Annotated in this window: 18 protein-coding genes; 13 read left to right on the plus strand and 5 right to left on the minus strand. The window is 66.8% G+C overall.

The features are described 5' to 3' along the window. Position 1: 1 nt before the first annotated feature. Positions 2-385, minus strand: a complete 384-nt coding sequence (locus tag SNAS_RS11265) for a DUF1761 domain-containing protein (protein WP_041625936.1) — start codon at positions 383-385, stop codon at positions 2-4. 138 nt (positions 386-523) lie between these two features. Next, the gene (locus SNAS_RS11270; RefSeq protein ID WP_013017546.1) at positions 524-1069 is read right to left on the minus strand and encodes a carboxymuconolactone decarboxylase family protein; all 546 of its coding nucleotides are present in this window, start codon (positions 1067-1069) and stop codon (positions 524-526) included. Positions 1070-1210: 141 nt separating this feature from the next. Between SNAS_RS11270 and SNAS_RS11275 the strand changes: the two genes are divergently transcribed. Beyond that, positions 1211-2065 carry an AraC family transcriptional regulator gene (locus SNAS_RS11275; RefSeq protein ID WP_013017547.1) on the plus strand — a complete coding sequence of 285 codons (855 nt, stop codon included), beginning with the start codon at positions 1211-1213 and terminating at the stop codon, positions 2063-2065. Here the strand turns inward: SNAS_RS11275 and SNAS_RS11280 are convergent. After that, a complete protein-coding gene (locus SNAS_RS11280) occupies positions 2030-3580 on the minus strand; it encodes a gamma-glutamyltransferase family protein (protein WP_211207370.1) in 1551 nt (516 codons plus the stop codon). The two genes, SNAS_RS11275 and SNAS_RS11280, sit on opposite strands and share 36 nt — an antisense overlap. Before the next feature lie 69 nt (positions 3581-3649). Then, on the minus strand, positions 3650-4825 hold the full coding sequence (locus SNAS_RS37165; RefSeq protein ID WP_013017549.1) for an ABC transporter ATP-binding protein: 1176 nt from the start codon (positions 4823-4825) through the stop codon (positions 3650-3652). A gap of 245 nt (positions 4826-5070) precedes the next feature. On the opposite strand from SNAS_RS37165, the gene SNAS_RS11290 reads away from it, so the two are divergent. From SNAS_RS11290 to SNAS_RS11340, 11 genes are all read left to right on the plus strand, one after another. After that, complete coding sequence (locus SNAS_RS11290; protein ID WP_013017550.1) at positions 5071-6105, plus strand: LacI family DNA-binding transcriptional regulator; 1035 nt, start codon at positions 5071-5073, stop codon at positions 6103-6105. Beyond that, positions 6102-7037 (plus strand): carbohydrate ABC transporter permease, encoded by a 936-nt coding sequence (locus tag SNAS_RS11295; RefSeq protein WP_013017551.1) that lies wholly within the window; start codon positions 6102-6104, stop codon positions 7035-7037. Before SNAS_RS11290 ends, SNAS_RS11295 begins: the two co-directional genes overlap by 4 nt. Beyond that, on the plus strand, positions 7034-7894 hold the full coding sequence (locus tag SNAS_RS11300) for a carbohydrate ABC transporter permease (protein ID WP_013017552.1): 861 nt from the start codon (positions 7034-7036) through the stop codon (positions 7892-7894). Before SNAS_RS11295 ends, SNAS_RS11300 begins: the two co-directional genes overlap by 4 nt. A gap of 50 nt (positions 7895-7944) precedes the next feature. After that, positions 7945-9222 (plus strand): ABC transporter substrate-binding protein, encoded by a 1278-nt coding sequence (locus SNAS_RS11305; RefSeq protein ID WP_013017553.1) that lies wholly within the window; start codon positions 7945-7947, stop codon positions 9220-9222. 75 nt (positions 9223-9297) lie between these two features. Further along, the gene (locus tag SNAS_RS11310; protein WP_013017554.1) at positions 9298-10449 is read left to right on the plus strand and encodes an ADP-ribosylglycohydrolase family protein; all 1152 of its coding nucleotides are present in this window, start codon (positions 9298-9300) and stop codon (positions 10447-10449) included. Next, positions 10446-11795, plus strand: a complete 1350-nt coding sequence (locus SNAS_RS11315) for an ADP-ribosylglycohydrolase family protein (protein WP_013017555.1) — start codon at positions 10446-10448, stop codon at positions 11793-11795. The genes SNAS_RS11310 and SNAS_RS11315 overlap by 4 nt, the downstream gene beginning before the upstream one ends. Beyond that, the gene (locus tag SNAS_RS11320; protein WP_013017556.1) at positions 11792-12712 is read left to right on the plus strand and encodes a ribokinase; all 921 of its coding nucleotides are present in this window, start codon (positions 11792-11794) and stop codon (positions 12710-12712) included. The genes SNAS_RS11315 and SNAS_RS11320 overlap by 4 nt, the downstream gene beginning before the upstream one ends. Next, complete coding sequence (locus SNAS_RS36655; protein ID WP_013017557.1) at positions 12699-14708, plus strand: SUMF1/EgtB/PvdO family nonheme iron enzyme; 2010 nt, start codon at positions 12699-12701, stop codon at positions 14706-14708. The genes SNAS_RS11320 and SNAS_RS36655 overlap by 14 nt, the downstream gene beginning before the upstream one ends. A 229-nt stretch (positions 14709-14937) precedes the next feature. Next, positions 14938-16029, plus strand: coding sequence for a hypothetical protein (locus SNAS_RS11330; RefSeq protein ID WP_041624771.1), 1092 nt, complete (start codon positions 14938-14940; stop codon positions 16027-16029). A 20-nt stretch (positions 16030-16049) separates the two neighbouring features. Then, positions 16050-17189: a hypothetical protein gene (locus SNAS_RS11335; RefSeq protein WP_144300463.1), complete on the plus strand. Its 1140-nt coding sequence runs from the start codon at positions 16050-16052 to the stop codon at positions 17187-17189. A gap of 114 nt (positions 17190-17303) precedes the next feature. Then, complete coding sequence (locus SNAS_RS11340) at positions 17304-19523, plus strand: M91 family zinc metallopeptidase (RefSeq protein WP_013017560.1); 2220 nt, start codon at positions 17304-17306, stop codon at positions 19521-19523. Positions 19524-19553: 30 nt separating this feature from the next. On the opposite strand, the gene SNAS_RS35715 is transcribed toward SNAS_RS11340, so the two are convergent. Continuing rightward, on the minus strand, positions 19554-19691 hold the full coding sequence (locus SNAS_RS35715; RefSeq protein ID WP_013017561.1) for a hypothetical protein: 138 nt from the start codon (positions 19689-19691) through the stop codon (positions 19554-19556). Between the two features lie 307 nt (positions 19692-19998). Between SNAS_RS35715 and SNAS_RS11345 the strand changes: the two genes are divergently transcribed. After that, positions 19999-20361 carry a MarR family winged helix-turn-helix transcriptional regulator gene (locus tag SNAS_RS11345; protein WP_041624774.1) on the plus strand — a complete coding sequence of 121 codons (363 nt, stop codon included), beginning with the start codon at positions 19999-20001 and terminating at the stop codon, positions 20359-20361. Positions 20362-20382: the final 21 nt, after the last annotated feature.

Here is a 20382-nt window from a genome sequence, read left to right on the forward strand (position 1 = left end):
GCTACCGCCACAGCCCGACGATCAGCGTGACGGCCAACAGCTTGATCAACCAGTCCCCGGCGTGAATGGCCGCGAGCTTTGCCGGGACCTTCTCATGGAAGACCGAACCGGTCAGGATCATGACCGGGAAACCGATCCACACCGCTCCGGCCAGCAACACCGCGTCGGTCCAACCACCGATGTCCACGAACATCGTCAACCCGGCCACCACCAAGGCCAGCACGAGATTGCGCACGATCTCCACGACGGCTGTCACAGCGGGCGACCGTCCCTCCCCGGTGTAAGCCGGACTCAACCGGGCCAGCTGCTTGCCGAACCCGGCATACCAAGCGCCGCTGAGCACAAAGGCCGCCACGGCGGCCACCAGTACGGCCCAGAAATTCATGTCGTTCACGGTGTCTCCTCGAATATTGGGATGACCCGACCCGGCGGCAACCGGGTCGGGACTGGCAGCCGTCGAACGGCTCCCGGTACTAAAGACGCCGCGAGAACACGAAACTCATCGGTGATCCGGATCCCGGTCTCAGTCGACGCGTCGCAGCTCCACAGTGGGAAAGTCAACCGGAACCGCGAGCGCGATGTTGACGTAATTGGTGAACAGGTTCAGCGCGACCTGAGCGATGACCTCGACGATCTGCTCGTCACCCCAGCCGTGACCCCGAAGGGCCTGGACGTCGTCGGGCGTCACCTGACCGCGCTCGCGCACCAGCTTGACGGCGAATCCGAGCAGGGCGGCCACACGGGGATCGTCGGACTCGCCGTCCTGCGCCGCCGCGAGCGCCGCCCGCGTCACCCCGGCCTTGCGCCCGAGCGCGGTGTGCGCCGCCAGGCAGTACTCGCACGAGTTGCGGTTCGCGACGGCGACGGCGATCTGTTCACTGAGCGCCGAGCCGAGAGCGCCGTCGGCGAAAGCGCCGAACGACCCCCACATGCTCGCCAGCGCCGCGGGCGAGTTGGCCACGGCCTTGAACATCGCCGGCACGGTGCCGAACGCGGCCTGTATCTGATCGAGCTGTTCCTTGACGGCGCCGCTCGCGGACTCGAGCTCGACGAGGGGAACGTTGGACATGAGATACTCCTTCGCTTGTGGACAGACGGCGTCGCCCGCGATGTCGGTGCGGGTGACGTGTTACCAGGCTGCCCGGCAAGTCCGGACTAATCGCAACAGATCATCTCGATTTCTTACCAATTCGTCTGGCATGCTTGCCCCATGGCCCCCGTCGACCGTCTAACGCCCCTACTCGAACGCTTCCGGGTACGAACCCGCCTGTTCCACACGGGTCCGCTGTGCGGAGTCACCACCTTCGCCGCACGACCAGGGCGAGGCTTCCTCCACGTGCTCCGCCACGGCGAGATGGACGTGACCTACCAGGGCACCGGCGGCCGGTTGGAGCGAACCCGAATAGACCGCCCCAGCCTGCTCTTCTACCCACGCCCCCTGGAACACGCCTTCCACAACGCGCCCACGGCGGACTCCGACTTCGCCTGCGCGACGCTCGACTTCGACGGTGGACAGACCCACCCGCTCGTACGCACGCTTCCTCCCGTGATCGTGCTGCCGCTGCACGTCGTCGACTCCTTGGGACCGGCGCTCGACCTGCTCTTCGCCGAGATCGACAACGTCCGCTGCGGCAACCCCGTACTGGCCGACCGCCTGTTCGAAGTCGTCCTCATCCAGCTGTTCCGCTGGATCCTCGACCACACCACCGAACTCGCACTGCCCGCTGGGCTGCTGAGGGGCCTGTCCGACGACCGTCTGGCCCGCACCCTCGTGGCCATCCACGAATCCCCGGGGCGGCCCTGGACACTGACCACAATGGCCCGTGAAGCGAATCTGTCTCGCAGCACGTTCGCCGCGCGCTTCAAAGCGACAGTGGGCCAGCCGCCCGCCGACTACCTCACCGCATGGCGACTCACCGTGGCTCAGGACCGACTCCGCCACGGCGCCACCGTCTCCGCCACCGCCGCCGAACTCGGCTACGCCAACTCCTCGGCCTTCTCCAGGGTCTTCACCCAGCGACTGGGACGCTCACCCCGCGCATGGCGAGCCACCGCCGACCGATAACCGCCCCTGGGCCGAGCCGATCACGGTACGGGGATCGGCCGCCCCCGCGAACTGCCCGGAATCGTCCATCTCGATCACATGGGCATGCCCGAAACCGGTCGGCACCCGGTTCACCAAGTGCCCCTTCGCCTCCAACCGATCCCAAGCATCCGGTGCCGCCTCCTCCAACTCGATGGGAGCCCGCTCGCCGTCGCGCCAAGTGTCGAAACCATTGGAATTACCGATCCGCCAACGGGCCGCCCCCACCGCCTCGGCGGGGGACTGACCGTGCCGCAGCAACCGGGTGATCACCTGCAACAGGATCTGGGGCTGGGTGTCCCCGCCCATGGTCCCCACCAGCGCACGCGTCGAACCATCCCGCCGGGTGACCAGCGCCGGGGCGAGCGTGTGCGGAGGCCGCCGCCCGGGCCGATACTCGGCCGGATGCCCGGGAAGCAACGAGAACCCCAACCCCCGATTGTGCAGCCCGATACCAGTGCCGGGCTCGAAAATCCTTGACCCGAACCCCGAGGCGTTCGACTGGATCAACGACACCGCGAGCCCGCCATGCTCGGCGGCACACAGATAAGTCGTGTCACCCGCCGCTGCCGAATCCGGCATCCCGGCGGCCTGCCCCGGATCGATCAGGCCACGCCGCCGCCCCACCTCCTCGGGTGACAACACCACCCCGGCATCGAACCCCTCATGCAACAACTCCGGACGATCACACCCGGCCCGCCGCGCCGCCTCGATCAACAAATGCGCCCACAAAGGATCATCCGGATCGTCGGGCAACGGAAGCCCGTCCGCGATCGCCAACCCCAATCCCACCAAATAACCCTGACTGTTGGGCGGCGTCACCCACACCCGATGCCCCACCGCGTCCACCCCGATCGGACTCACCCAGTCCGCACTGCCCCGCCGCAAATCCTCGACACTGAAGAGCCCATCCGCCAGCCGCACCAACCCGCGCCCGAACTCACCACAATAGAACCCGTCCCGCCCCTCCGCAGCGACCGCCCGCAACGCCCGCGCCACCCCACCCCGCCGCACCACGGCACCGGCCCACGTAGCCTCCGCCAACTCCTCGGCCCCCGCCTTACCGCGCAACACCGGCACCGCCGACGCCAACAGGGGAGAAGCCCCGAAACCGTCCTCGGCGAACCCGACGGCCGCCGCGAAAACCTCGGCCAGCGCCAGCCTCCCGAACCTCTCATGCAACGCCACCCACCCGTCAACACACCCGGGCACGGTCACCGACCGCACATCATCGAACAACGGCATCACCCCATACCCAGCCGCCCGCAACCCCTCGGGATCAGCCCCACTACCCGCCCGCCCGGAAGCGTTCAACGCCACCGGAGCCGAATCCCCGTCCTGCACCACAGCGAACAGATCCCCACCCATACCGCACAAATGCGGCGCCGTCACCGCGAGCACCGCGTTGGCGGCGATCGCGGCATCCACAGCGGTGCCCCCACCCCGCAAAACCTCCACCCCCGCCGCCGAGGCGCGCTCATCGGCGGAAACCACCATGCCGGTCGGCGAGAAAACGGTAGCCGTCATGAACTGGACGCTACCCGCCCGACAGCGAGGGCTTGACGGTTACCGCCGTTGGACGGCCTCGATGCGGTTGCCGTTGCTGTCGAAGAAGTGCAGCAGGTCGGTGTGAACCTCGATCGACATCGCCTGTCCGGGGCGGCATCGTGAATATGGGGCCAGTCTGACCGTCACGTCGGAGATCTGTTTGTTGTGCCGTCCGGATTCCGGCTGCTGGGAGTGTGCGTCGTGGTCAACCGGTACGGCCCCGATCCTGAGATGGACGAGGGACTCGTGTCCGTGGTGTTCCATGAACTGGATCAATCCGTTGAGGACATTGGGCCGGTCGTGGGACACCGGCCGTACCGCCTCGGCGCGAATGCCCACGACGATCTGTTCACCGTGATATTTGGACACTCCGCGGCTTTGCAGGTCGCTCCAGGGCAACCGGATGCTCTGCGATCCCAGATGCAGGGTCACGTACCGGTCGAGGTGTACCTCGACGTAGGCCCGCACCAGGTTCATGCGGGGGTTGCCCAGGAACGCCGCCACGTACATGGTGGCGGGTTTGTCGTAGACCTGGTCAGGGGAGCCGACGTCCTGCAACCGTCCCCGTCTCAGTACCGCCACTCGGTCGGCCATGGTCAGCGCCTCGGTCTGGTCGTGGGTGACGTAGACGGTGGTGATGTTCAGGCGGTGGGCCATTTCGACGATCTCGGTGCGCAGCTGCGAGCGAAGTCCGATGTCCAGGTTGGACAAGGGTTCGTCCATGAGCAGGAACCGGGGATGGCGGATCAGCGCCCGGCCCATGGCGACCCGTTGGCGCTGACCTCCCGACAGCTGGTGCGGTTTGCGGTCGAGCAGGTCCTCGATTCCCAACGACGCGGCCATCGCGACGGTGCGCTCCTTGATGGTGGCGGCATCGACTCCCGCGATGCGCAGCGGAAAGCCGATGTTGTCGGCGACCCGGAAATGCGGGTACAGGGCGAAGTTCTGAAACACCATGGCGACCCCACGTTCTCGTGGTGTCAGGTGGTTGGCGAACTCCCCATTGAGGAGGATGTCCCCGTCGAGGGTGTCCTCAAGGCCCGCGAGCATGCGCAGGATCGTCGACTTTCCGCAACCTGAGGGGCCCAGCAGGACCATGAACTCACCGTTGTTCACCGATAGGTTCAGGTCATCCACCGCGACGATGTCGGGAGCGAAGACCTTCGAGACGTTCTTGAGCTCAACGGTGGTCACGTCTCCTCCGAGACTGAGAGCTGGGACACACTGGCCGTGGTCGGGTATGAGTGTGCCAAAGACCGGCTTGGCCGTACTTCAGGTGAACGTCCAGTGTCCAGCTGGCTGCATGGGTAGCAACGCGCATGTCGCGGCGGGGGTCGCTCGCGTCGGCAAGTGAAAGATCTGCATATTGACAGGGTCTGATATCGTTCTTGTAATCGTTCTCAAGAACGTTTACAACGTATGATACGCAGGGAAAACGCATGGCAGAGACAAAGAAGTCGAACCTCGCGCTGGTCGCCGCCCGAGCCGGAGTGTCGGTCGCGTCGGTGTCCCGGGTGTTGAACGGAGGCTCGGCCTCCGAGGAGCTGACCCGGCGGGTGCGGGAGGCGGCGGACGAACTCGGGTACGTGCCCGATGCCAGCGCGCGCACCCTGCGAACCGGCCGCACCGACCAGATCGCGCTCGCGGTCGCCGATGTCGGGAACCCCGTCTATGTGCAGATGATGCGGGCGGTCACCCGTATCGTCGCCAAGGCCGACTACCGGCTCGTGGTGTCGTCCACCGGCAGTGACCCGCAGGCGCAGATCGATCTGCTCACCAGTCTCAACCGTGGCTACGCCGACGGTCTTCTGTTGAGCCCGTTGCGGATCACCCCCGACCTCATCGACGCCATGCGCGCGAGTCGGCTGCCGATCGTGGTCATCGGTTCGCTGCCTCCCGACGTGGAGCTCGACAACGTTCGCGCCGACTCGGCGACCGGCATCGGGCTCGCCATCGAGCACCTGGTCGAGCAGGGGCGCCGTCGCATCGCGCTCGTGAACGGCCCGGTCGACACCGTCCCCGGCGCCGCCCGGCTCGCCGGGTATCTCGACGCGGTGAAGCGCTTCGGGTTGCCCGACAGTCCGGAACTGCAGGTGACCGCCGATGCCTTCACCTATCGGGCCGGACGCGAGGCGACCGCCGACCTGTTGCGGCAGTCCAGCCCCGACGCGGTCGTGGGCGCCAACGATCTGCTGGCCGTGGCCGCGCTGAAGGAACTCAACGCCGCCGGAGCCCGGGTGCCCGACGATGTCGCCGTCGTCGGCATGGACGACACCGATGCGGCCGAGCTGGCCACGCCGTCGCTCACCAGCGTCGACCTCGGATCGGCCGAGCGCGCCAAGGCCGCGGCCGAACTCCTCATCAGACGGATCAGGAACCCGGAGTCGAAGGTCCGCAGGATCGTCATCACCCCCTCCCTGTCGGTCCGCGAATCGAGCCGCACCGAGGCCCAGAAGCCGGACGGTGCCTCATGACGGCGATGACGCAGTCGGTCGGCAACCCTCAGCCCCGCGCTCGACGCCGACGCCGTCGACTCGGTTCGAGTGGCCGGGACGCGTGGCCGTTCGTACTCCCGGCGCTGCTTCCGGTGATGCTGTTCAGCGTCTATCCGTTGGTGTACGGCGTTTTCCTCGGCTTCACCGACGCCGAGGCCGGACTGAACGTGGAGACGAACTTCAACGGCGTCGACAACTACATCAAGCTCGGCGGCAACGAACTGTTCTGGAGTTCGTTCAAGATCGGACTGATCTGGGCGTTCAGCGTCACGATTCTGCAGTTCCTGGCCTCGCTCGGCTTGGCGCTGCTGCTGAACCTCGATCTGCGGCTGCGCTGGCTGGCGCGCACCCTCGCGCTCGTGCCCTGGGCGATGCCGCCGGTGATCATCGCGATCATGTGGCAGCTCATGCTCAACCCCGACTACGGGCCCGTCAACCGCAGCCTGGAAGCACTCGGGCTGCCCGGCGGCGTCAACTGGCTGGGTGACGGCTCCACCGCTCTGGCGGTCGTCATCATCGTCGGTGTCTGGGCCGGGATGCCCCAGACGACGATCACGCTGCTGGCCGGGTTGCAGGCCGTCCCCGTCGAGCTGCACGAAGCCGCCGCGATCGACGGTGCCAACACCCGGCGCCGGTTCTGGCACGTCACGCTGCCCGCGATCCGGCCGGTGGTCGTCGCGATCACCACACTCGACCTGATCTGGAACTTCAACTCCTTCGCGCTCGTGTTCGTGCTGACCGCGGGCGGGCCGGGCGGTACCACGATGCTGCCGAGCCTGTTCGCCTACAACGAGGCGTTCCGCTACGGCAACTTCGGTTACGCGGCCGCGATGGGCAACGTCATGGTCATCGTGATCGGCGCGATCCTCTTCTTCTACCTGCGCGGCCAGATGCGAAGGCGGCTCCAATGACGACACTCCCCAGAACATCCACTGTAGGCCGAAGCGCGGTCGCCCGGCCGCTGCAATACCTGGCGCTCCTCGCCTACATGTGCTTCCTGGCGTTCCCGCTGCTGTTCCTGCTGAGCACCGCGTTCAAGACGCCACGGGAGCTGAAGTCCCCGGACGCCGGACTGCTGCCCGAACACTTCGACCTCGGCAACTTCTCCTCGGCGATCACGAAGGCCGACCTGTTCACCGCGGCGGGAAACAGCCTGCTCGTCTCCGCGACCACCACCGTCCTGGTCACGCTCGTGGCGCTGCCCGCCGCCTACGCCCTCGTCCGGTTCCGGACCAAGCTGCGGGGCCTGGCGACCGGCTGGATCCTGCTCAGCCAGGTCTTCCCCTTCATCCTCATCATCATCCCGCTGTTCCTGCTGCTCAAGAACATCGGACTGGTCGACACCCTGCTGGGCCTGGTGCTCGTCTACGCCGTGTGGGCGCTGCCGTTCTCACTGTGGATGCTCCAGGGATACGTGTCCGCGATCCCGGTCGAGCTGGAGGAGGCCAGCGCCGTCGACGGCGCCGGACGACTGACGACGCTCACCAGGATCGTCCTGCCGCTGCTCGCGCCCGGTTTGGTCGCCACCAGCCTGTTCACGTTCATCAACTCCTGGAACGAGTTCTTCTTCGCGCTGGTCCTCATCCAGGACCCCGACATGCAGACCCTGCCGCTCGCGCTGGCGCGCTTCGTCGGCGTCGAGGGGCAGGTCCAGCTCGGCCAGCTCGCCGCGGCCGCACTCCTGGCCTGTGTCCCGAGCCTGGCGTTCTTCATGTTCATCCAGAAGCGGCTCACCGCCGGACTTCTCAGCGGCGCGGTCAAGGGCTGATCGCCGCGAATCGTGCCTTCCCTCAACACCCCCATGAAAGAGAGAGAACCATGCGAACCAGCACCAGAGCCCGAGCGGGCGCCGCGCTCGCCGCGCTGTCCCTCGCCCTGACCGGATGTTCCGCGTTCGGCGTCGGCGACGAGGACGGCGACACCCTCACCTTCCAGTCGCTGGCGTTCCAGGACACCACGATCAAGGCGACGAAGGACATCGTGGACGCCTGGAACAAGAAGAACCCCGACACCCCGGTGAAGATCGTGAAGGGCAGCTGGGACAACGTCCACGACCAGCTCGTCACCCAGTTCAAGGGCGGCACCGCCCCTGACATCATCCACGACGAGTCCGCCGACATCATGGGCTTCGCCGAGCAGGGCTACCTGGCCGACCTAGGGCCGCATCTGAGCGACAAGGTGAAGTCCGCGGTCTCCGACGAGGTCTGGAAGTCGGTGACCACCGAGGACGACAAGGTGGTCGCGGCCCCGACGCTGCTGCAGTCGTACGTCGTGTTCGCCAACACCGACGCGTTCGCCGACGCCGACGTCAAGGTCCCCACCGGTGAGGCCCTGGACTGGGACGACCTGCAAAAGCTCGCGAAGAAGCTCACCGCCGACGGTGACTACGGCGTCGGCTGGGGCATGAAGGACCCCACCGCCACGGTCATGAACCTGGCCCTCAACTTCGACGGCACCTTCTTCTCCGGGAAGGGCGACAAGGCGTCCATCGACGTGGGGGACAACGAACTCGAAGTGCCCGAACGCATCCACTCCATGGCCTTCAAGGACAAGTCACTCGACCCGAAGTCGCTCACCCAGAGCGGATCCGACGTCCTGCCGGGATTCTTCGACGGCAAGTACTCCATGTACGTCGCGGGCAACTACGTCGCCCAGCAGATCGTCGAGTCCGCGCCGAAGGACTTCAAGTGGGAGGTGCTGCCGCCACTGGCCGGAACCGCCGGTGCCAGCCAGGCCGCCAACCCGCAGACGATGTCCGTGTCCGCCGAGAGCGACCACGTCGACGAGTCCGCCAAGTTCATCGACTTCTTCATGCGGGCCGACCACCAGGCCGCCCTGGCCGAAGGTGACTGGCTGATCCCGTCCTCGAAGGACGCGCGCAAGACCGTCGCCACCAACACCAAGGGCGCCAACGGCTGGGAGAGCGTCCTCGCCTCGGGGGACACCCTGACCGCCGCCCCGTTCCAGTCGGCGAGCAAATACCCACAGTGGAAAGACCAGTTCGCCACACCCGCGCTCCAGGACTACCTGGCGGACAAGATCACCGCCAAGGAACTGAAGCGGAAGCTCGTCGACGGCTGGTCCGAACTGGACTGACGACACCGGCAGCAGCCACGTCCAGCTCCGGCGGCACCGCCGGAGCTGGACACCTGACGAGAAGCGAGGAGACACATGGACACACTGGTTGACAAGGCGACGGGAGCGCTGACGGGATCAGCCGTGGGCGACGCGCTCGGGGGGGCCGCCGAGGGCAATCCGCCCGAGGCGATCCAGGAACGCTACGGCGGCTTCATCGAGGGGATCGTGCCCCCGTTCCTGGCCGACTGGCGCAACGCCCGTCCGATCGCCCCGTACCACAAGGGCGACGGCCACATCACCGACGACACCCTCATGACCTCGGCACTCGTCGACGTCTACGACACCGTGCGGGACCATCTCGACGCCCACGCGATCGCCGAACACCTGGTGCCGCTGCTGATCGGCGACAAACGCTGGATCCCCGAACTCGAAACCGAGGCGCTGCTGCTGCACCGGGTGTTCCTCGCGGAGAAGTGGCTCGTCGCGCGCCTCCACTACGGACACATCGACCCGCGTGAGGCGGGCGTCGGCAACATCGTCAACTGTGGAGCGACCATGTACGTGGCCCCGATCGGCATCGTCAACGCCGGATCCCCCGAGGCCGCCTACGCGGAGGCCATCGACGTCGCCGGAGCCCACCAGTCGAGCTACGGCCGCGAGGCCGCCGGAGTCTTCGCTGCGGCCGTCGCCGAGGCGATGCGCCCCGGCGCCACCGTCGAAACCGTGATCGACCGCGCCCTGAGCCTCGCGAAGGACGGCACCAAGTCCGCCATCGACGCTGTCGCGCAGGCCGCCTCGGGAGTCGACGACTGGCGAACCGGCCTGGCCGAGCTGCGGCGTGCCGTCGAACCCTTCGACACCGTCGGCCCGCACTACCGCCAACCCGCGATGGACGCCCGGATCCCCAGCCGCACCAAGTCCATCGAGGAACTGCCGATCGCCCTGGGCATGCTCATCGCCGCCGACGGCGACTACCGCGAAGCCGTACTGGGCGCCGTCAACTACGGCCGTGACTCCGACTCGATCGCCGTCATGGCCGGATCCCTGGCGGGCGCCCTGCACGGCATCGACGCCGTCCCCCGCGAGTGGATCGACGGCGTGAGCGAGGGCAGCCGGATGGACATCACCGCCACCGGCCCCGTCATCGCCGCCGTCGCCCGCGACGTGTGGGCGGCCGACGCCCAACGCGCCGAACAAGCCGCGAAAACCCGCGCCGCCCTCACCGCCACCGAGGCCGCGCGATGATGCGGCTCAGCTGGACCCAACCCGAGGACCTCGTCCCGCACGCGCTGGTCGCCGCCGAACTCGACGGCCGCGACACCACCGAGATCCGGCAGCGCTGGCGCGATGGGGGAGGTGCGGCCGAACCCGCGGTCAGCGGCGCCACCCCCGATCCGGCCCCGGAACACGTCCGCACCCTCGCGCGCGAACTGCTGTCCGAAATAGACAAGCTCCCGGATCCCGAGGTGTTGCGCACCAACGAACCCGACGACATCGACGACATCCTCGCCACAACCTCGTCCTCGGACCCGCCCAAGCCCGGCCCCGACTTCGACGACCGGGTGCTCGGTGCGTGGCTGGGCCGCGCCAGCGGCTGCCTGCTGGGCAAACCGGTGGAGAAGCTCCCGCTCGCGGGCATCCGCGCCATCGGCCGCGCCACCGGAAACTGGCCGCTGCGCTCCTACTTCACCGAGGTCGGACTCGACGCCACCACCGCCGCCAAGTACCCGTGGAACCGCCGCAGCCGCCCGACCAGCCTCGTCGAGAACATCGACGGCATGCCTGAGGACGACGACCTCAACTTCCCGCTGATCGCGCTGGATCTCTTGGAGCGCACCGGCTTCGGCTTCAGCACCGAAGACGTCGCCCAGTCCTGGCTGTCCCACCTGCCCGGCGGGCGCGTCTTCACCGCCGAACGCATCACCTACCGCAACCTCCTCGACGGCTACGAACCCGACGTCGCCGGTCGGGTGCGCAACCCCTTCCGCGACTGGATCGGCGCCCAGATCCGCACCGACGTATACGGCTGGACCAACCCGGGCCAGCCACAGCGCGCCGCCCGGCTCGCCTGGACCGACGCGCGGCTGAGTCACGGCCGCAACGGCGTCTACGGCGCGATGTTCGCGGCCGCTGCCAGCGCCGCGGCCGTCACCGCCGTCCCCGTCACCGAAGTACTGGAAACGGGTCTGTCGGTCGTACCGCCCGCGAGCCGCTACGCCGCCGCGGTGCGACGCGGCACCCAACTCGGTCTGGGCGATCTGCCCGACGACGCCGCCATCGACGTCCTCCACGAGGAATACGGCCACCTGCACTGGGTCCATGTGCTCAACAACGCCGCGCTGCTCGCGTTCGCCCTGGCCCGCGGCGACGGCGACTTCGCCCGCACGATCACCCTCGCGGTCTCGGGCGGCTGGGACACCGACTCGGTCGGCGCGACGGCGGGAGCCATCACCGGCGCCCTCACCGGGGCGAAGAATCTGCCGCCCCGGTGGATCGATCCGCTGGACGACCGGCTCGCCACCACTGTCCCCGGCTTCGCCGGCGCCCGGTTCTCCAACCTCGCCGCACGCACGGTGGCGATAGCCCGATGAGCGTCGTCGTCCTGGGCAGCGCCAACCTCGACCTCGTATACGACGTCGACCGCATCCCCGCGCCCGGCGAAACCGTCCTGTCCCGAAGCTTCGAGTCCTTCCCCGGCGGCAAGGGCCTCAACCAGGCCATCGCCGCCGCCCGCAGTGGGGCCGAGGTCCATTTCCTTGTCGCCCTTGGCAAAGACGCCGCCGGTGACCGCCTCGCCGCCGAAGCCCGCGACGCCGGGATCGACCTGCGCGACCGCCGCGTCGACGCTCCCACCGGAACCGCCGTGATCTACGTCGACCGCGACGGCGAGAACTCGATCGTCGTCAACTCCGGCGCCAACGCCACCCTCGTGGACCTCACCGAGGCCGAAGTCGCCGCCATCGCCGCAGCGAATCTGCTGGTGCTGCAAATGGAGACGCCGCCCACGACGGTGCGGGCGGCGGCGCGAGTCGCGAAAGCGAACGGCACCACCGTCATCCTCAACGCCGCCCCGAGCGGCTCGGTCCCCGCCGCGCTGCTCGGCGAGGTCGACATCCTCATCGTCAACGAACACGAGGCCGCCGACCTGGCGGGCCAGACCGCCGACGCCCCCGACCAATCACTGTCGGCGCTCACCACACACGGCTGTGCCGTCATCGTCACGCTGGGAGCAGCGGGCTCCCTCGTCGGCGCCCCCGGCCAACCCACGGCCAAGATCCCGGCCATCACAGTCACCCCCATCGACACCACCGGCGCGGGCGACGCGTTCGTAGGCGCGTTCGCCGCAGCACTCGACAACAGCGGCCGGGCAACCAACCCCGACCTGCGCACTCTCATCGGCGCGACCGAGTTCGCCACGACCGCCGCCGGAATCGCGGTACAACGCAAGGGCGCGGTTCCCTCGATACCCACCCTGGAGGAGGTGCGGCTCCACAGTGCCCAAAGCTGACCCTGACGAGGCGAACACCAACGAGTTCGACCCGCTGGTGCCCCGGCCCATCGACCGGCCCACGGTCCTGCCACCCGGCGGCAACATTGACGCCGCCACCGGCGATGTCGCCAAGATCTTCGCGGCCCCCGACGACCCCGCTGACTGGCCGTCCTGGCGCGCCGACCTCGCCGCCTGGCGCGACGAGTCCCGAACCCGCCTCGCCTACAGCGGCAAGGCGTACGAGAACGCGGCGACCCGCTGGGCGAGCCGCGCCTACGCCGTGGCCCAAGTCTGGCTGTGGGACGAGCGCCTGTTCGACCACACCGGACAGAAGTTCACCGTCGACGCCTTCCTCAACTCAATCGCCGACCAGGGTGGCCTCGACGGTCTGGTCCTGTGGCACGCCTACCCGATCATCGGCATCGACGACCGCAACCAGTTCGACTTCTACCGCGACGTACCCGGCCTGAAAGACCTCGTCCACCAGTTCCACGAACGCGGACTGCGCGTCTTCGTCGACTACAACCCCTGGGACACCGGCACCCGCCGCGCCAAGCGCGACGACGCCGAAGAACTGGCCGCACTCGTCTCGGAACTCGGCGCCGACGGAGTCTTCCTCGACACGCTCAAGGAAGGCGACGCGCGCCTCACCTCGGCCCTCACCACCGCCACCCCGCCGCAGGTCCTGGAGGGCGAATCCCGGGTCCCCAACCAACGCGTCGAAGACCACCTGCTGAGCTGGGCGCAGTGGTTCGCCGACTCCCAGGCCCCCGGCGTGATGCGCGCTCACTGGTACGAGCGCCGCCACATGATGCACTCCATCCGCCGCTGGAACCGCGACCACAGCGGCGAACTCCAGTCGGCATGGATGAACGGCACCGGGATCCTGGTGTGGGACGCGGTATTCGGCGTCTGGGTCGGCTGGAACCGTCGCGACGAAGCGACCCTGCGACGCATGCTCCGGGTACAGCGAGCGGCCAGCGACGTCTTGATCGACGGCGACTGGTCGCCGCTGGAAGGCGCCACAACCGAGGCGATCTCCGCCGGAATGTACGTGTCCCGATGGACCAAGGACGGGACAACACTGTGGACGATAGTCAATCGCCGCGACCATGACTGGACCGGTGATCCACTGGCAGCGCCGCTGCCCCAGGGAGCCCGCCGATTCGACGTCACAGCGGGAACAACAGCCCCGATCACCGTCACCGTGCCCGCCCGGGGCATAACCGGCATCCTCGAACTCGCCCCAGGCGCCGACGAACCCGAATGGCTGGCTCGACTGCTGAACGAAGCGTCGAAGGACCCCGGCTCGTCCGACGCGACATTCCCCGCGCGCCAAGCGATCCGCGTCGTCCCCCCACCCTCGCGATCCACAGCACCCGCAACCGAAACCATCCGCGTCGACCCCGGCTCACACCAACTCGCAGTGACCTACCGACGTCGCGAAACCGGCTTCTACCAGGGCGCCCCCTACGTCGAGGAGTGGAAGCCGCTGCCGCCCCGCCTGCACGACGACCGACGCGAAACGCTCGATGTCACGATCCCCGGGCCCGTCGCCGTCGCCACCAGGGAAGTCTCGGTGGCCCAGTTCCGGTCATTCCTCGAAACGACCGGATACGAGCCGCCGGTATCCGCCCGATTCCTCCAAGGCCGCGACGACATCTCCGACGACGCTCCCGTGACAGGCGTGTCGCTTTCGGACGCGCGAGCATACGCGTCCTGGGCGGGCGCCCGCCTCCCCAACGAGTTCGAATGGCAGCTCGCCGCCGCCCAGTCCCACTTCCAACGGCGCTCTCCCGTCGTCTGGAACTGGACTGAGAGCGAACACAGCGACGGCATCACCCGCTTCGCCATGCTCAAGGGCGGCAGCGACCACCAAAGCACCGGCTCCGACTGGTACACCGACGGCGGCCTCCGTGATGAGACCTTCACCCTGAAACTGCTGCTCGCCGGGCTCGGCGTGGAACGCTCCCCGAGCATCGGTTTCCGGATCGCCTGGGACCTACCCACCTGAGAACCTGGGCGGACACGTTATGGTGAGCCGCACCGGCGCGGTTTCACGTTGTCGATCCGTTCGGACCATTCGATGGTGCGTGGACTCTGACTAGACTCGCCGGAATCGCTCCTCTACCAGCTGAAAGTGTCCCGTGCTCGACCGCGAAGCCGCGAAGAATCGGATATGGGTTGCCCTGCGCGGCATAGACCTGCGCTCGCCCGATTGGTGGCGCAAGAATGCGCGTTATGTGGCGATCGGCGCGATCGTCGTCGTACTACTGGGGATCGGCGGCGTCGTGTGGACAGACTCGGATGACGATCCGGAAACCGTGGTCACGCAGTTCTTCGACGCCATCGAGGACAAGAACGTCGACCGGGCGCTCAGCTTCGTCTCGCCCGACGGATACGGGGTGCCCGCTGGCGACGAGGCGGTGTTCCTCGACGAGGACGCCATCAGCGACGACTGGCGACTCCTGGTGGTCAAGCAGCGATCCGCGGTCAAGTCCGACGGTTCCGCCGTCGTGGATGTGGTTCTCGGCGACGGGAAGTCGACCAAAGCCGGAGTCATCAACGTAGACGATAAGTACGGACAGTGGCAGGTGGTCGATCCGTTCATCAAGGTGCGCTTCGAATCGGCTTCGCTGTCGTACCTGAAGGTCAACGACAAGACCGTGGTCAGGCAGGAACTGTACGCCCACGACGTCACGAACCGGGAGGTCCGGGAATACCGGTTGTTCCCGGGGATGAACGCATTCTTCGGGAACCTGAAGGGCACCACCGGCGCGACCGCTCCCGGCAAACTACTGCTGCCGACCGAGAACAGTGGCGACAAGGCATTGCGGGTCTCACCACCGAAACTCAAATTCACAGACACCGCGCGCAAGTCGGTCCAAGACGGGGTGGAGGCGATCGTGGACGACTGCGTCAGATTCGCCATGCCGCAACCGTCGCGGTGCCCGTTCGGTGTCGACAGCCCGCACACCGACGAGTTCGGGGTCGCCTACGGCGATTTCGACGACGTCACATGGAAGCTAAAGAAGTATCCGAAGGTGCGCTTGAAGGATCCCGGCGACGACGGCGACGACACCGGCGGAATGCCCATCAAGGTCGACGATCCCGGATCCATCTCCCTGACCGCCGCCGCCGTGACCCAGGACGCGGCCTCCAAGGCGGTCACGCTGACCGCCGACTGCCGGTTCACCGCCGAACCGCTGCGCGCGGTGCTGGGCCCGGACGGCAAGGCACGAGTCATTCCGCTGGGCCAGAGCGGATCAGAGCTTGCATCGATATCCTTCGATCTCGACACTTGTGGCTCCGACTCGTCTGGGGGTGGATCGTGATGATGCGCAGCGTATTGGACATGGCATCCGAACGCGCCAGTGCCGACGCGAAAGCCGAGCCGTCCAAGACACCGTGGTGGAAGAAGCGCCGCAACCTGAAGATCCTCGCGGTGGCCCTGGTCGCGGTGGTCGCGGTGAGCAACCTCGGCTACCAGTTGACGCGTCCCGGTCCCGAAGCGGTCGTCAGCGACTACCTGTCGGCGATACAAGACGGTGACGTCGACGTCGCGCTCGACTACGTCGACGGCATCTGGGAGTTCGACGAGGTCTCCGACGACCTGCTGGTCTCGGGCGCCATGACCACGGACTGGAAGGTCACCAACGTCGCCCGCCGCCCCGGGGTCGACCCGCTGGTGGCCAACATCGACTTCACGATCACGGCCGCCGACAAGACAACCCGCACCGGCCGGTTCGAGCTGCTCGACAACGGCAGCGACTGGCAGATCCTCAACCCGCTCGCCAAGATCGACGTCGTCGCGATGCCGGTCGGGTTCGCCGAGTTCAACCGCGTCGTGGGTTATCCCTCCACGACCACGAAGACCGACGACTCGCGGACCCTGGTGCAGAAACCAGCGCGCCAACTGTGGATGTTCCCCGGTGCCTACGACCCCTATGTTGACAGTGACGAGCTGGTGAAACCCCGGATGTCCAGCTACATCGCCATACCGTCGAAGTACCTGAGGGGCGAGGCGGTCATGCTGTCCTCGCAGACCTTCGCACCCGAACTGGTCCCGGGCAAGAAGTTCGTCAAGGAGGTCAACCGCCAGTTCACCGACTGGCTCGACAAGTGCGCGGCCTCCAGCCGGATCGCCCCTAAGAACTGCCCGTTCGCGGCCGGTGCCGGGGCACGCAGGGGCGCTGTCTCGCTGGAACCCGACCAGGAGTACCTCACCGAAAAAGCGGACTGGAAGGTCACGGCCCACCCCGAGATCGAACTGATCCAGGCCAACGGAAAGTTCATCGTCCGTGAGGTGAAACCCGGCACGGTCGCGATCAGCGGCGAGGGCGAACCCGCCGACCAACGCGACGGGTTCCCCGTCCCGTTCAGCGGCGAGTGCACCATCGACATGGCGAGCCTCAGCGTGACCCTGGCCAAACCCGGAGACTTCGCGTTCAAGGCCCAGCGGCCCGCCTCGAACTGTGCCCCGACGGACGTGTAAAGCCGTCTTCCCGCCAACGATCGGGCACGAACCGGTCATACGGAACGTGAACTTTTCGCAGGTTGGCACATATGGGGGATGCCGGAAACTACTGTGCGTCATTAGCGTGAACGCATGGCCGAGCCTGAAATCAATGTGGACCGTCGGTGGTGGCGGTTGGATGCTGACACTTCCAAGATCACTGCGGCGTCCACGGGGTGGAAGAACCTGGGCACCGCCGTGGACAAGGCCGGTGACGACGTGTTCAAGAAGGCCAAGGTCGTGTACGACGACGGCTGGGAGGGCAAGGGCCGCACCGCTTATGAGGGGCATCAGCAGAAGATCAGCAAGGCGCTGGTGGATTTGAAGGCTAAGGCCGACGCGGTGGACACCGCGTTGGACAACATCGCCAATACGATCACGGCCAAGCAGGGGCAGTTGACCACGGCCGAGGGCGCGATCACTGGCGCGGTGCCGTGTGTCGTCGGCGACGACAAGATCAACTTCAAACCCGCCAACCCTGAGCAGTCCAAAGCTGTCATCGAGGCGGTGCGGGCCGCCAAGGGGATCCGCGCGGACCTGGACAAGCAGTTGGGCACCGAGGCGGGCAACCTCAAGACCGCGGCTTCCGATTTCGCGGACGTGACGATCAAGTGGGGTTCGGTGGCGGAAGGCTTTAAGGAGCCGTTCGATCTGCCGCCGGAGTCCACGAGGGTTCCGCGCACGATCACGCTGCCGGACGGCCGGGTCATCATGAACACGGGGACGGGCAATGATGACGTCAAGGTCACCACGGATGACAAGGGCAATGTCATCGTGGAGTCCAACGGCACCAAACACACCTATCCACCGGGCACCAACATCACCGTCCGGGGCGGCCAAGGCGACGACACCATCAAGGTGGACGCCAAGGGCGTTCAGGTCACCAGCCTGGGTGGCGCGGGCAAGGACACCATCGCTGCGGGCAACCCGTTGTTCCCGTTCGGTGGCGAAGACGGAAACAACACGATCATCTCCGGCACCGGTGACGACACGGTGTCGACGTCCGGTGGCGACAACCGCGTCTCCACCGGAGCCGGCAAGGACACCGTCATGACCGGTGACGGCAACGACAACGTGTCCACTTACAGCGGTGACGATGGGGTCTTGGACACTGGTGGCAAGAACGACATCTCCACCGGCGAGGGTGATGACGGCGTCAGTGCCTCGGGGGACAACCACGTCTACTCCGGCGACGGTAGCGACAAGGTCAACACCGGTGGCGGCAAGGACGTGATCGTCTCCGGGGATGACGATGACCGGGTGCAGGCCGGGGCTGGCGACGACCGGGTGTTCAGCGGTGAGGGCAGGGATTACGTCGACGGACAGGACGGTAACGACCACCTGGAGGCCGGGACCGGGGGCCAACGGACCGATAGTCAGGGCAACCCGTACCACGAGGGCGACACGATCTACGGCGGCGATGGCGATGACACTCTCGCCGGTGGTGACGCCAACGACTACCTGGATGGCGGCACTGGCAACGACAAGGTCTCCGGTGGCGGTGGCAACGACGTGTTGTCGGGTGGCAAGGGTGATGACACTTTGGATGCCGGGGAGGGCAAGGATGTCATGTATTCCGGCTTCGGCAAGGACTCGGTGACCGGGGACGCCCAGGACACCGCGTACGTCCAGGACGGTGAGGACAAGGTGGACGGTGTCGGTACCAAGCACCATGTTCAGCCGATCGACGCCGACCAGTTGGTGAAGGACGGTGTCATCGAGATCGAGGGCTCGGAGGAGTTCAAGGACCGGATGCTGGCGGATCTCAACACCTTCGGATCGTCGCCGACCGGCAAGGAGATGCTGAACCTCTACAAAGACCACATGAGCGACACCTTCAACGGCGACTCCTTCAAGATCAAGGAGCTCCAGTACGACTCGGGCAACCCGGACCGGGATGAGGAAAGCGACATCGAAAACGGGTACATGAGGGACACAGGGGACTTCAGTGACGACATCGAAGTCGAGATCAACCCGGCGTTCCACATTGACGAACTCGGCGACGGGCTCGGCGGCGCCAACCAGGGTGACGGACCCGGTGGCCGTCCGTCTGTAATCCTGTACCACGAGATGGCACATGGCGCCAGCAGTCTCGAAGACGTCTTCGACGACGACAAGGTCGGCGGCAACGGTCCCGACGCCAACATCACCAAGGCCGAGCGGCTGGCCGCCGGACTTCCCACCGACGGCCGCGCCTACGACCCGAACAACCCGCAGGCCAACCTGGGCCAGAAGTACGAGTACACCGAAAACGGCCTGCGCGACGAAATGGGACTGCCCGCCCGAGAGACCTACTCTTCGGACGGGCGGTAGCAGTGCGGGAGAGAGCCATGACGGGCGGCATCATGAGCGAAACAGCCGGATGCGCCGTCCGCGACGGTGGGGTGTCGATTCCCGGGCTTCCCGGGCCAGCCGGTAGGCCTTGGCGTCTTCGATCATCGAGTTGACTCGCTGGTTGGCGACGTCGTAGTCGAAACTCATCGTGTGCTCCTTGGTTGTTGTCACCGCTTTTCGGTGTGAAACCAACAATCGACGTAAGGGCACCGGGAGCGCATTGGGCAAACGACTCGCGTCCACGCCTGGGGGGCCTTACTCGGCCTTACCTACGTAAGGCCGAGTAAGGCCGAGGTCAGGTGTCCTCGTGGATTGGCAGATGCATAAAGCATTTATATAAAACTGCTATGCTTCGGGTGTGAGTCGCCGAGACGCCGCGCGTGGCACTTCCGATGCCATCGGGTCAGTCCTCTACGGTCTGGCCACCAGGGCCGTGAGACGCCTGCCCCGCGACATGAGCCTTACCTCCGCCGCCACCTTGGCCACCCTGGACAAGACCGGCCCGCGACGGATCACCGATCTGGCGGTGGCCGAGGGCGTCACCCAGCCCGCGATGACCGTCCTGGTCCGGGTGATGGAGGAATCCGGGCTGGTCGAGCGGACGACCGATCCGTCCGACAAGCGGGTCACGCTGGTATGCCTGACCGAAGCCGGCGCGTCGTACGTCCGGACGCGACGCCAGGCGGGCGTCGACGCGTACGCGCGGTTGATCGACGAACTCACCGGTGACGAGGTCAAGACCCTGGAAGCGGCCCTTCCGGCGCTGCTGCGTCTGGCGGAGCTCGAAAGCCCCACCCGAGATGAGCCAGAGCGGTGACAGCGGACCAGGCTCATGACC

Source organism: Stackebrandtia nassauensis DSM 44728, from assembly GCF_000024545.1.
GTDB lineage: Bacteria > Actinomycetota > Actinomycetes > Mycobacteriales > Micromonosporaceae > Stackebrandtia > Stackebrandtia nassauensis.

Excerpts from the sequence above, each read along its gene's own strand:
- SNAS_RS11265 (WP_041625936.1), bottom strand. The coding sequence starts at position 385 with ATGAATTTCTGGGCCGTACTGGTGGCCGCCGTGGCGGCCTTTGTGCTC.
- SNAS_RS11270 (WP_013017546.1), bottom strand. The coding sequence starts at position 1,069 with ATGTCCAACGTTCCCCTCGTCGAGCTCGAGTCCGCGAGCGGCGCCGTC.
- SNAS_RS11275 (WP_013017547.1), top strand. The coding sequence starts at position 1,211 with ATGGCCCCCGTCGACCGTCTAACGCCCCTACTCGAACGCTTCCGGGTA.
- SNAS_RS11280 (WP_211207370.1), bottom strand. The coding sequence starts at position 3,580 with ATGGTGGTTTCCGCCGATGAGCGCGCCTCGGCGGCGGGGGTGGAGGTT.
- SNAS_RS11290 (WP_013017550.1), top strand. The coding sequence starts at position 5,071 with ATGGCAGAGACAAAGAAGTCGAACCTCGCGCTGGTCGCCGCCCGAGCC.
- SNAS_RS11295 (WP_013017551.1), top strand. The coding sequence starts at position 6,102 with ATGACGGCGATGACGCAGTCGGTCGGCAACCCTCAGCCCCGCGCTCGA.
- SNAS_RS11300 (WP_013017552.1), top strand. The coding sequence starts at position 7,034 with ATGACGACACTCCCCAGAACATCCACTGTAGGCCGAAGCGCGGTCGCC.
- SNAS_RS11305 (WP_013017553.1), top strand. The coding sequence starts at position 7,945 with ATGCGAACCAGCACCAGAGCCCGAGCGGGCGCCGCGCTCGCCGCGCTG.
- SNAS_RS11310 (WP_013017554.1), top strand. The coding sequence starts at position 9,298 with ATGGACACACTGGTTGACAAGGCGACGGGAGCGCTGACGGGATCAGCC.
- SNAS_RS11315 (WP_013017555.1), top strand. The coding sequence starts at position 10,446 with ATGATGCGGCTCAGCTGGACCCAACCCGAGGACCTCGTCCCGCACGCG.
- SNAS_RS11320 (WP_013017556.1), top strand. The coding sequence starts at position 11,792 with ATGAGCGTCGTCGTCCTGGGCAGCGCCAACCTCGACCTCGTATACGAC.
- SNAS_RS11335 (WP_144300463.1), top strand. The coding sequence starts at position 16,050 with ATGGCATCCGAACGCGCCAGTGCCGACGCGAAAGCCGAGCCGTCCAAG.
- SNAS_RS11340 (WP_013017560.1), top strand. The coding sequence starts at position 17,304 with ATGGCCGAGCCTGAAATCAATGTGGACCGTCGGTGGTGGCGGTTGGAT.
- SNAS_RS35715 (WP_013017561.1), bottom strand. The coding sequence starts at position 19,691 with ATGAGTTTCGACTACGACGTCGCCAACCAGCGAGTCAACTCGATGATC.
- SNAS_RS11345 (WP_041624774.1), top strand. The coding sequence starts at position 19,999 with ATGAGCCTTACCTCCGCCGCCACCTTGGCCACCCTGGACAAGACCGGC.